Origin of the sequence: Prevotella sp. P5-108, assembly GCF_002251385.1 — a bacterium.
Classification (GTDB): domain Bacteria; phylum Bacteroidota; class Bacteroidia; order Bacteroidales; family Bacteroidaceae; genus Prevotella.
The window spans coordinates 14,124-26,755 of the sequence record NZ_NPJJ01000026.1; the positions used below are offsets into that span (position 1 = coordinate 14,124).

General features: G+C 55.0%; 8 protein-coding genes. 5 read left to right on the forward strand and 3 right to left on the reverse strand.

The genetic code is table 11. From position 1 onward, the window contains the following. Positions 1 to 133: 133 nt before the first annotated feature. Positions 134 to 493, forward strand: a complete 360-nt coding sequence (locus tag CIK95_RS04380) for a hypothetical protein (RefSeq protein WP_254046008.1) — start codon at positions 134 to 136, stop codon at positions 491 to 493. 24 nt (positions 494 to 517) lie between these two features. Beyond that, entirely contained in the window at positions 518 to 2,656 is a 2,139-nt protein-coding gene (locus tag CIK95_RS04385; RefSeq protein ID WP_254046421.1) for a M6 family metalloprotease domain-containing protein, read from the forward strand. Positions 2,657 to 2,727: 71 nt separating this feature from the next. Here CIK95_RS04385 and clpB read toward each other — a convergent pair whose 3' ends face one another. Further along, positions 2,728 to 5,280, reverse strand: a complete 2,553-nt coding sequence (gene clpB, locus CIK95_RS04390) for an ATP-dependent chaperone ClpB (RefSeq protein WP_094466377.1) — start codon at positions 5,278 to 5,280, stop codon at positions 2,728 to 2,730. Between the two features lie 219 nt (positions 5,281 to 5,499). Here clpB and CIK95_RS04395 point away from each other — a divergent pair, with 219 nt between their 5' ends. Further along, positions 5,500 to 7,374 (forward strand): beta-galactosidase, encoded by a 1,875-nt coding sequence (locus CIK95_RS04395; RefSeq protein ID WP_094466378.1) that lies wholly within the window; start codon positions 5,500 to 5,502, stop codon positions 7,372 to 7,374. Positions 7,375 to 8,476: 1,102 nt separating this feature from the next. Here CIK95_RS04395 and CIK95_RS04400 read toward each other — a convergent pair. Together CIK95_RS04400 and nadB are read right to left on the reverse strand one after the other, a co-directional pair. Then, positions 8,477 to 8,698: a hypothetical protein gene (locus CIK95_RS04400; RefSeq protein WP_094466379.1), complete on the reverse strand. Its 222-nt coding sequence runs from the start codon at positions 8,696 to 8,698 to the stop codon at positions 8,477 to 8,479. Positions 8,699 to 9,135: 437 nt separating this feature from the next. Further along, positions 9,136 to 10,725 (reverse strand): L-aspartate oxidase, encoded by a 1,590-nt coding sequence (gene nadB, locus CIK95_RS04405; RefSeq protein WP_022310312.1) that lies wholly within the window; start codon positions 10,723 to 10,725, stop codon positions 9,136 to 9,138. A gap of 89 nt (positions 10,726 to 10,814) precedes the next feature. Between nadB and CIK95_RS04410 the strand changes: the two genes are divergently transcribed. After that, positions 10,815 to 11,201: a hypothetical protein gene (locus tag CIK95_RS04410; protein ID WP_094384456.1), complete on the forward strand. Its 387-nt coding sequence runs from the start codon at positions 10,815 to 10,817 to the stop codon at positions 11,199 to 11,201. Then, a complete protein-coding gene (gene dacB, locus CIK95_RS04415; protein ID WP_094466380.1) occupies positions 11,198 to 12,454 on the forward strand; it encodes a D-alanyl-D-alanine carboxypeptidase/D-alanyl-D-alanine-endopeptidase in 1,257 nt (418 codons plus the stop codon). Before CIK95_RS04410 ends, dacB begins: the two co-directional genes overlap by 4 nt. The last annotated feature ends 178 nt before the right edge of the window (positions 12,455 to 12,632 follow it).

Consider the following 12,632-nt stretch of genomic DNA (forward strand, 5'->3'; position numbering starts at 1 on the left):
GGAGAATTATCCCATAGTTGCATCACACTTAAACAATCGTCAAATGAACAGAAACAGTACCCCGGGGTTCAACCCCACCGTTGCCCGACAGATAGTCTGGGCTCTCGTCGCCATCTTTGTCTTTGTGATAGGCATGGCATTCATCCGTCCCTGGTACAACGTATGGTCGCAGGAGATGGAAGGCAAGGCCGAGTTTGCCAAAGCCGAACAGAACCGCAAGATTAAGATAGAGGAAGCCCGTGCGAACCTCGAGGCCGAGAAGCTCAACGCCCAGGCCGAAGTGGCACGCGCCAAGGGTGCCGCCGAAGCCATCAAGATAGAGAACGGCAGCATCACCCCCACCTATATCCAGTATCTCTGGGTGCGCCAGCAGAGCGACCTGAGCGACAAGACCGTCATCTATATCCCCACAGAGACCAATCTGCCCATCCTCGAGTCGACGCGGATGAACAAAATCAAGTCGCAGCATGCTCCAACGGCTACACACGAATAACCAAGTAAACAATTATAATCAAGTATGAAGAAAAGAATTACTCTCTTGTCATTGTTCCTGCTCGCAGTGATGACAATGTCAGCCATCCCCGCACGCCCTAATCTGTGGCGCATGATTACCCTTGCCGACGGCAGTCAAGTCAAGGCCCGCCTGGTGGGCGACGAGCACGGCCACTGGTATCGTGATGCCGACGGAAAGAGCTATGTATCAGCAGGCAATGGTATGTACAAGCAGGAAGATGCCACCAAGGTGGCTGCCCGTGCCAAGCAGCGTCGTGCCCGTGCCAACCAGCACTACGCCAGCCGTCGCAAGGCCGACATCTCGGGCAACCGCGGCAACTATCGGGGCACCAAGAAGGGACTCATCATCCTCGCCAACTTCAAGGACAAGAAGTTTTCTGCCAGCCATACCCTCGACCTGTACAAGAAGATAGCCAATGCCGAGAACTACAAGGACAATGGCTTCAACGGCAGTATCAAGGACTACTTCAGCGCACAGAGCGATGGCAAGTTTACCATCGATTTTGACGTGGTAGGGCCTGTAACCCTGTCGCAGAATATGGCTTACTATGGTGGAAATGACTCAGAAGGCAACGACAAGCATCCCGAGCAGATGATTAAGGAAGCCTGTGAGCTTGCCGATGGTTGGGTAGACTTCTCTGACTACGACTGGACCGGTAACGGCGAGGTGGATCAGGTCTATGTCATCTACGCCGGACAGGGCGAGGCCAACGGTGGTAGCGATGACACTATCTGGCCCCACGCTTATGAACTGGCTGCCGCCAAAATAACACTCTCCCTCGATGGTGTCAAAATCAATTCTTACGCCTGCTCTGCCGAGATGGGCTACTCTGGTATCGATGGTATCGGTACCATCTGCCACGAGTTCTCTCACTGTCTGGGCTATCCCGACCTCTATGACATCTTCTATGAGGGGCATTTCGGTATGTCGAGCTTTGACCTCATGGACTCTGCCGGCTACAACGACGACGGCTTCTGCCCCGCCGGTTATACTGCCTATGAGAAATGGATTGCCGGATGGATAGACTACGAGGTGCTCGAAGACGAGAACGTGACGGTGACAGATCTCAAGCCCACCAGCGAGGGCGGAAAGGCATACGTAATATATAATAAAGGTAACCGCAACGAATACTTCATCCTCGAAAACCGTCAGCAGACCAAGTGGGACAAGTATATTGAGGCTACAGGTCTGCAGGTCATCCATGTAGACTATGACCCCACCTGCTGGATTAACAATGTGGTCAACTCTACGGGTGAATTCCGTCAGAAAGATGGCTGGACAGCTGACTTCAAGAACGACCACCAGCGCCTCACGCTCGTACATGCCGACAACATTGACGACAGTAAGTACTGGGACAAATACGAGCAGTATTATACCAAGACTACACTCACAGGTGACCTGTATCCCTACAAGTCAAACAATGAGTTGAGCGACACATCGATACCTTCGTTCGGTCTTTACAACGACAACGAGGACGGTACCCGCAACATGGGCCGTCAGGTCAAGGACATTACCGAGAATGACAACGGTACTGTGAACTTCCAGTACAATGCAGCTATCGTGGTAGAACCCACTCCAGAGGGTCAGGTGTTTTATGAGAGCTTTGACAAGTGTGCTGGAACGGGCGGAAACGACGGTACATGGAGTTCTGGCAGCAATGCGCTGGTAACAGACAACGCAGGTTGGGAGTCAGTCTCCCGTGCTGGTGGCTTCAAGTGCGGCAAGTTTGGCTCCTCCAAGAAGAGCGGCTCTGCCACCACACCTTCCTTTGCCCTCAACGGCAAGGCCAAGCTCACCTTCAAGGCTGCGCCTTACGGCAGTGACGCCACCTCGCTCAAGGTGACTTACAACGGCGCCGAGGTAGCTACCCTCACCATGAAGAATGAGGAATGGACCGAGTACAGCATCGACATTACCGGCACCGGTAGCGGCAAGATTACCTTCACCCCTGCCAAACGTATGTTCCTCGATGAGGTGCGCATCGTGGCTGATGGCGTAGGCACCGGCATCGATACTGTCGAGACCACTGGCAAGCCCGTAGACAACCGCGTCTACAACATCCAGGGCCAGTATCTGGGCACCAGCCTCGACAATCTCCCTGCAGGCATCTACATCGTAGGTGGAAAGAAAGTGGTGAAGTAACTACGACACATACAGACACAAAAAAATCCCTTCCGTCACTTATGGCGGAAGGGATTTTTTTTAATGGTAAATTAGTTGCTGAACACGATGTGGTCGTTGGCGACATCGACCGTGATGGGCTTGTCCTTGCTTACGCGCTCAGCCAGCAGCATACGGCTCAGGTCGTTGAGCACGTAGTCCTGGATGGCACGCTTTACGGGGCGGGCGCCAAAGGTGGGGTCGAAGCCCACACGCGACAGATAGTCTATTGCCGCCTTGGTCCAGGTGAGTGTCACGCCCTGCTCGGCAGTCATCTTCTGCAACTTCTGCATCTGCAGTTCCACAATCTTGGAGATTTCCTCCTGCGTGAGCGGATGGAAGGTGATGATGTCGTCGATACGGTTGAGGAACTCAGGACGCATAATCTTGCCCAGCATCTCACGCGTGGCGTTGGAGGTCATGATGATGATGGTATTCTTGAAGTTGACCACGCGGCCCTTGTTATCCGTGAGTCGGCCGTCGTCCAATACCTGCAAGAGGGTGTTGAACACGTCGGGATGGGCCTTCTCTATCTCGTCGAAGAGGACCACGGAATAAGGCTTGCGTCTTACTGCCTCGGTCAGCTGGCCACCCTCGTCGTAGCCCACATATCCTGGAGGCGCGCCGATGAGCCTTGTCACGCTGAACTTCTCCTGATACTCGCTCATATCGATACGCGTCATCATGTTCTCGTCGTTGAAGAGATACTCGGCGAGCGCCTTGGCAAGTTCGGTCTTACCCACACCGGTCGTGCCGAGGAAGATAAACGAGGCGATAGGTCTCTTGGGGTCCTGCAGTCCGGCTCGTGAGCGGCGCACGGCATCAGCGACAGCCTTGATGGCCTCGTCCTGACCCACCACTCTGTGATGGAGCTCGTCTTCGAGATGCAGCAACTTCTCGCGCTCACTCTGCATCATCTTCGACACGGGGATGCCCGTCCAGCGGCTAATCACCTCGGCGATATCGTCGGCAGTGACCTCTTCGCGCACCATAGCGTCGCCGCCCTGGGTACCCCGCAGCTGTTGCTGGATATGGTCTATGTCGTCCTGGATGCTCTTCAGGCGACCGTAGCGTATCTCAGCCACACGGCCATAATTGCCCTCGCGCTCAGCCTTGTCGGCCTCAAACTTCAGGTTCTCGATCTCCTGCTTGTCCTGCTGGATCTTGTTGACCAGGGCCTTCTCGGACTCCCACTTAGCCCTGTACTGGCGCTCCTGCTCACCCAGCTGGGCAATCTCCTTGTCCAGTTTGTCGAGCGAGTCGTGCAGATTGGCAGCCGCATCATCCTCGGCGCCGCTGCCTTGGCGGTGCTTGATCTCGCTGCGTATTGCCTCGCGCTCTATCTCAAGCTGCTTCAGATGGCGGTCAATCTCGTCGAGCTCCTCGGGCACCGAGTCGCGCTCCATGCGCAACTTGGCGGCAGCCTCGTCCATCAGGTCTATCGCCTTGTCGGGCAGGAACCGGTCAGAGATATATCTCTCGGAGAGCTTGACGGCTGCGATGCACGCATCGTCCTGGATACGCACCTTGTGGTGGTTCTCATAGCGCTCCTTCAGGCCACGCAGGATGCTGATGGCATCTATCTCGTCGGGCTCGTCGACCATAACCGTCTGGAAACGGCGTTCGAGCGCCTTGTCCTTCTCAAAGTACTTCTGATACTCATTGAGCGTGGTGGCACCGATAGCCCGCAGTTCGCCACGTGCCAAGGCAGGCTTGAGGATGTTGGCGGCATCCATGGCACCTTCGCCACCGCCGGCACCCACGAGCGTGTGGATTTCGTCGATGAAAAGGATGATGTTGCCGTCGGCCTGGGTGACCTCCTTGATGACGCTCTTGAGTCGCTCCTCAAACTCACCCTTGTACTTGGCACCAGCCACGAGCGCGCCCATGTCGAGCGAGAAGAGCTGCTTGTTCTTCAGGTTCTCCGGCACGTCGCCACGCACGATACGCTGGGCGAGTCCCTCGACGATGGCGGTCTTGCCCGTACCCGGCTCACCTATCAGGATAGGGTTGTTCTTGGTTCGGCGCGAGAGAATCTGCAGCACGCGGCGTATTTCTTCATCTCGGCCTATCACAGGGTCGAGCTTGCCGTTGCGCGCCTTGTCTATGAGGTTCTGCGCATACTTGGCGAGCGCCTGGTAGTTTTCGTCGGCCTGGGCATCGTCGACCTTCTTGCCCTGTCTGAGGGCAGCGATGGCCTTCTCTACCTCGTCCTTGGTCATGCCTGCATCGCGGAGTATGCGTCCTGCCGTGTTCTGGGTCTGCATGATAGCCATGAGTATGGGTTCGATGGCCACATACTCGTCGCCCATGCGCGCAGCCTCGGCCATAGCCTTCTGCAGTATCTCGTTGGTGGCATTGGTGAAGTAGGGTTCGCCTCCCTGCACCTTGGGCAGATGGGCTATCTCGCTCTCGACGAGCGTTTCAATCTGCTGTGGGTTGACGCCCAGCTTCTGGAAGATGAACTGGGTCACATCCTTACCCTTGTCCATGATACCTGCCAGCAGGTGTACCGGCTCTATGGCTTGATTCTGCGCCATCTGCGCCTTGTTGACCGCGCTCTGCACGGCCTCCTGCGCCTTGATAGTAAATTTGTCAAATGTCATATCGCTTGTTGTTTTAATTATTATCTTTGTTATTGTCACTCATCATGATACAAACTATGTACCTATGCCCGAAAACTGACAAAATGTCAGTCTTGGTCTGCCTTTTTGTCATTTTGGCGACAAAAATCGTGGGGTAGGGCAAAATTTTCGATGATTTGTTGGGCGATATACCTTATTATTATTATCTTTGTAAGGAATAAAACTTATATCACAACAATAATGAGACGCAATCTACTTATCATCGTTATCATCATGACCGCCATGACCCTGCTGCCAGGCTTCACCGCCACAGCCGGAGCCAAGGCCAAGCATACCTTCAAGATAGAGGGAGGCAACTTTGTCTACGACGGAAAACCCATACAGATCCACTCGGGCGAGATGCACTATTCGCGCGTGCCCGCAGCCTACTGGCATCACCGTCTGCGCATGATGAAAGCCCTCGGACTCAACGCCGTGGCCACCTACGTCTTCTGGAACTACCATGAGACCGCACCCGGAGTGTGGGACTGGACCACGGGTAACCGCAACATACGCGCCTTCCTCAAGGCAGCTGCCGACGAGGGCATGATGGTCATCCTGCGTCCCGGTCCCTATGCCTGTGGCGAGTGGGAGTACGGCGGCTATCCCTGGTGGCTCAGCACCGTGCCCGAGATGAAGATACGCACACAGAACAAGGCTTTCCTTGACTCGTGCCGCACCTATATCGACCAGCTCGCAGTCCAAGTGCGCGACTTCCAGATAACCAAGGGCGGTCCCATCGTCATGGTACAGGCTGAAAACGAGTTTGGCTCGTATGTCAGCCAGCGCAAGGACATCCCCCTCGATGTACACAGACAGTATAGTGCCGCCATCAGTCAGCAGCTTATCGACGCCGGCTTCGACATCCCCATGTTCACCAGCGATGGCAGCTGGCTCTTCGAGGGTGGAGCCATCGAGGGAGCACTGCCCACGTGCAACGGCGAAAACAATATCAACACCATCAAGAAGAAGGTAGACGCCTATCACGGCGGAGTGGGCCCCTACATGGTCGCAGAGTTCTATACCGGATGGCTCGACCACTGGAACGAACCTTTCCAGAAGGTCAGCTCCGATGCCTTTACCAAGCAGATGCAGAAGTATCTCGATGCCGGCATCAGCTTCAACTTCTACATGGTGCACGGTGGCACCAACTTCGGCTTCACCTCGGGTGCCAACTATACCAAGGACATCCGTCTGCAGCCCGACCTCACCAGCTACGACTACGATGCCCCCATCAGTGAGGCAGGATGGGCTACACCCAAGTATGAGGCCATCAGAAAGATACTGATGCAGTATAACAAGGATGTGCCGGCAGTGCCCGAGCGCATACCTGTCATCACGCTGCCCCAAATACGTCTCACCCAGACCCAGAACCTCTTTGACCGCATCGAGGGGATGACGCCTGTGGAGTGTGACACCATGCCCACATTCGAGGCGCTCGGCCAGGGCCACGGATACGTGCTCTACCGCCGCCACTTCAACCAGCCCATCGCCGGAGTGCTCAAGGCCGACGGCATTGCCGACTATGGCATCGTCTATGTCAACGGCGAGAAGGTGGGCGAGCTCAACGCCGTCACCGGCGTAGACAGCCTGGAGGTCGAGGTACCCTTCAACAGCACCCTCGACATCCTGGTCGAGAATATGGGACGCATCAACTATGGTGCCCGCATCTCCGAGAGCTTCAAGGGCTTTGTGCGCCCCATCACCATCAACGACAACCCCATCGAGGGCGAGTGGAAAATGTATTGTCTGCCCATGAGCGAGGCTCCTGTGCTGGCTGCTGGCGACCACGGCTATGCCAAGGGTCTGCCCGTAATCTATCAGGGTCAGTTTGATGTAGCCAGCCCCGGCGACACCTTCCTCGATATGGAAGAGTGGGGCAAGGGTATCGTCTTTGTCAACGGTGTCAACCTGGGCCGTTACTGGAAGGTGGGTCCCCAGCAGACCCTCTATCTGCCTGGTTGCTTCCTGAAGAAGGGCAAGAACGATATCGTAATCTTTGAGCAGCAGAACGATGTGCGCCACGACCATGTGAGCGGCATCGATACCCCCAAGCTCGATATTCTCAAGAAATAGAAGATATTCGGATAGATTAAAGTTTTCATAATTTGTGCCTTCTCCCGTTGTGAAACGTGAGAGGGCTTTTTTTGTGTACGCTCGGCAGGAGGGTGGGTAGGATTGTGCGCACGGCCACGTATAGATTAGCCCCGCGATTGCCCCCATGTTTCCTGCTGCGGGTAACGCCTTCGGCTAATCGCAACTCTTACAGAGTAACTACACCTTATTATATATATACCCAGGGTAGAGGTGCTGCGCCCCTCAACCCTGGGCTATGAAATCGCAACTCCTTCAGAGTTGCCAGGGGTGCGTCCCGTCCACCATAAGTCCCATCCTAACCTTCCCCACGGGGAAGGAAAAAAGCCCAAATGATCTCCATATTCCAATCTTTTTCAAGGAACGGAGCGCAATCATAACCCCCTAAAGCACAGCGAGAATGAATTCCCGCCCCTTGGGGAGGGTTAGGTAGGGGCTTACAATCAGCTGTTTTTTTACCGCCAAAGGCGGACTTTTTGAACGGCCACCGGCCGCTTTTTGAACCATGCCGGCTGTTGTCGTCATGCAAAGCATGGCGTTGGGGGTGGTGGCGACGACAAAGAGGAAAACGAGTTTCCCGACTGGTGTCACCGACAGTCCCCAAAAAGGCGAAGCCGACAACAGGCGCCATGGCTTTTTGTGTTTATATCAACTTATTACATAAGTAGGTAATAATGGATTAACCCCGCAATTGGCCTCCCGCAAGCAGCGGCAACTCTGTAGGAGTTGCGTTTCCCCAGCCCAGGGTTGCGGGCGAAGCACGCTACCCTGGGTAAGCGACCAACTAATATAGCTACTCTGTAAGAGTTGCGCTTAGCCGTAGGCGTTACTTGTAATGTATATGCCCATATACCTTGAATATGCTATCACAAGAAGCTACAAAAAGTTTTGTGGCTTTTCAGGGTTTCGCCCTATGCGTCCGTGTGTGTCGGGAGATATCTCGAGAGCGAGCTCTCGGATATTTCCCGACACCCCCATCCGCGCCTGCCTGGTGGCAGGCTGAAAAGCCGCAAATACAAAAAGTCCGCCTTTGGCGGTAAAAAAAGTCCGGCTGCGCCGGTACAAAAAGAGATTACCTTATTTTCTATCGGCAGGTGTCAAACAGATGGAATAACACAATCAGCTGTTTTTTTACCGCCAACGGCGGACTTTTTTTACGGCCAACGGCCGCTTTTTGAACCATGCCGGCTGTTGTCGTCATGCAAAGCATGGCGTTGGGGATGGTGGCGACGACAAGGAGGAAAACTCGTTTTCCGACTGGTGTCACCGACAGCCACAAAAAGGCGAAGCCGACAACAGCCGCCATGGCTTTTTGTGTTTATATCAACCCCTAATAGAAGCAGTTATTAATGGATTAATCCCGCAATTGAAACCTTGTTTCCTGCCGTGGTAACGCCTACGGCTAAGCGCAACTCTTACAGAGTAGCTACACCTTATTATATATATACCCAGGGTAGAGGTGCTGCGCCCCTCAACCCTGGGCTATGAAATCGCAACTCCTACAGAGTTGCCAGGGGTGCGTCCCGTCCACCATAAGCCCCATCCTAACCTTCCCCACGGGGAAGGAAAAAAGCCAAAACAAAGACCCCATACCAGCCTTTTTCAAGAAAAAGAGCGTAACTACAATCCCCTAAAGCACAGCGAGAATGAATTCCCGCCCCTTGGGGAGGGTTGGGGAGGGGCTTTCAACCCTCTCTCCTTGTGGAGGACCGTGTAGGGGCTTCCATTGTCTATGTGCCGTGCTTATTTCTTATCGTAAGCGTGTACCGGGTAGTCGATGGTGTAGTGCAGACCACGGCTCTCTTTGCGCTCGATGGCCATACGCGTGATGAGGTAACCCGTGTTGATCATATTGCGTAGCTCGCAGAGCTCCTTGCTCACCTTGACACGCTTGAAGAGGTTTTCGGTCTCTTCGTAGAGCAGGTCCAGACGGTCCCAGGCACGCTTGAGACGCAGGTCGCTGCGCACGATGCCCACATAGTTGCTCATGATTTCGCCCACCTCCTTCACGCTCTGTGTGATGAGCACCTGTTCCTCATTGGTCATGGTGCCGTCGTCGTTCCAGTCGGGCACCTTGTCGTTGAAGTCATACTCGTCGACGTGCTCTATGCTGTGGCGCGCTGCGGTCTCAGCATATACCACCGCCTCGATGAGCGAGTTGCTGGCCAGGCGGTTGCCGCCGTGCAGACCCGTACACGAGCACTCGCCGATGGCGTAGAGCCGGTTGATGCTCGAGCATCCGTTGAGGTCGACCTTGATGCCACCACACATGTAGTGGGCTGCGGGGCGCACGGGGATATATTCCTTGGTGATGTCGATGCCTATGGAGAGACACTTGGCATAGATATTGGGGAAGTGGTGGCGCGTCTCTTCGGGGTCTTTATGGGTGACGTCGAGGCAGACGTGGTCGAGTCCGTGGGTCTTCATCTCGCGGTCGATGGCGCGAGCCACGATGTCGCGCGGAGCCAGCGAGAGTCGTTTGTCATACTTCTCCATGAAACTCTCGCCGTTGGGCAGACGCAGTATGCCGCCGTAGCCACGCATGGCTTCGGTGATGAGGTAGGCGGGGTGAGTCTCGCCAGGGTGGTAGAGCGAGGTGGGGTGGAACTGCACAAACTCCATGTCCTGTACGGTACCCTTGGCGCGGTAGACCATAGCCTCGCCGTCGCCCGTGGCAATCACGGGGTTGGTGGTGGTCTGGTAGACGGCTCCGCAGCCACCGGTACACATCACGGTGACCTTGCTCAGATAGGTGTCTACCTTCTGGGTGTCGGGGTCGAGCACGTAGGCTCCATAGCAGTTGATATAGGGAGTGCGTCGGGTGACGCGCGCACCGAGGTGGTGCTGGGTAATAATCTCTACGGCAAAATGGTTTTCCTTGATATCGATGTCGGGGTTGCTGCGCACGGCTTCCATCAGACCGCGCTGTATCTCGGCACCGGTGTCGTCGGCATGGTGCAGGATGCGGAACTCGGAGTGGCCTCCCTCGCGGTGCAGGTCGAACTCGCCGTTGTCCTTGCGGTCGAAGTTGACACCCCAGTTGACGAGCTCCTTGATCTGCTCGGGCGCCATCGTCACTACCTGCTCTACGGCCTTGGGGTCGCTGATGTAGTCACCGGCTATCATGGTGTCCTCGATATGCTTTTTGAAATTGTCTTTCAGCAGATTGGTTACCGACGCCACTCCGCCTTGGGCAAAGTAGGTGTTAGCTTCGTTGAGCGATGTCTTGCATATCATGCAGACCTTACCTTTATGTGCTCTCGCTACCTTAAGCGCATAACTCATTCCGGCTACGCCTGAGCCGATAATGAGAAAATCGTACTTGTAAACCATATTTATCTTATTTCGGTGCAAATTTACTAAAAATTATAATAATCATAACTCTTTTGGCAATTAAATTCGTAATTTTGCATACAGTTATTATGAACAGGATATTCCATTACAGGGTTACGGCCATCGATGTGAGTGCCATCGTGCTCATGGCTTTGCTCTCCTTCTACTTCTTCTGGATGCAGAGGGTGGTGGTGGCGCTGCCTGTGGCAGCCGTGTGGGTGCTGATGGTCGAGCGCGTGCTCCATACCACCTATTCCTTCACCCCCGAGGCCCTCGTGGTGAGCGGTGGTCGCTTCTCGCGTACCCGCAGCATTGCCTATGCCGATGTAAGCCGCTGCCAGACGATGACAAACTGCTTCGGGCTGGTCGGCTATGTACTCGTAGAGTATGGCAAGGGCAGGTCGCTGAGTCTGAAACCACAGATGGAACAGCTGTTTGTAGATGAAATGACAAAGAGAATAACTGTTAAACAATGACGCGTACCTATTTATATATATTAGGTTGGCTGCTGATGTGGCTGACCGCAGTTCCCGTACAGGCCCAGGACGTAGCGGGCGAGGACGAGAAAGTGGGGGGGACTCTGCCTGCCGACACCCTCGTGCGCGACTCGCTCTCGCTGAAGTGGCCACAGTCTGCCGTACATGGCATCGACCGTCTCCTCGAGGCCGATATGTTCCAGACCTCTCAGGTAGGGCTCATGGTCTATGACCTCACAGCCGACTCTGTCATCTACCGTCACAACGAGCGGCAGATGATGCGTCCGGCGTCGACCATGAAGCTGCTCACCGCCATTGCCGCCATCGACCGTCTCGGCGGTTCGTATCAGACCAAGACCGAGCTGTGCTATACCGGGCATATCGCCAACCGTACCCTCGAGGGCGACATCTACTGCGTGGGTGGCATGGACCCCCTCTTCAATGCCGATGATATGTCAGCCTTTGTCGAGAGCATCCGTAAGATGGGCGTCGACACTATCCGCGGCCACCTCTATGCCGACAAGAGCATGAAGGACTACGACCTGCTGGGCGAGGGATGGTGCTGGGACGACGACAACCCCGTGCTCACGCCCCTCATCTATGGCCGCAAGGACCAGTTTATGGAGCGCTTTGAGCGTGAACTGCGCGAGTCGGGGCTTGTGGTCCAGGCTTTTGCCTCTACCGCCGTCAAGCCCGACACAGCCTTCTGCATCTGCGCCCGTTATCACACCATCGACCAGATACTCATGCGTATGATGAAGGAGAGCGACAACCTCTATGCCGAGTCGCTCTTCTATCAGCTCGCAGCCTCGGGTGGTGCCCGTCCGGCTTCGGCCCGTCACGCCCGCCAGTATATCCGTCGCCTTATAGACAAGGTAGGACTCCACGGTCAGCGCTACCGCATTGCCGACGGTTCGGGTCTGTCGCTCTACAACTATGTCACCGCCGAACTCGAGGTGCGTCTGCTCCGCTATGCCTATCGTTATCAGAATATCTATATTCATCTGCTCCCTTCGTTGCCTAAGGCAGGAGTAGATGGCACTCTGGAAAAGCGTATGCACGGAACCTTCACCAAGGATAACGTCAAGGCAAAGACCGGCACCCTTACCGGCGTCATCTCGTTGGCAGGCTACTGCACTGCCGCCAACGGGCACCAGCTCTGCTTCGCCATACTCAACCAGGGAGTGATGCGCGCCAGCGATGCCCGCCACTTCCAGGACCGCGTCTGCGAAGTCCTCTGCAATCCGCAGTGATTGGCGGGAGAGTGGGGAAGGTAGTAGGATGTGAGCGGAGGTGATAGCGTGTTGCGCTTAGCCGTATGTGTTATATGTCGCGTGTGGTTCCATATCCTTGAATATACCATCACAAGAAAACACAAAAAGATTTGTGGCTTTTCAGGTCTTCGCCCTATGCGTCTGTGTGTGTCGGTAA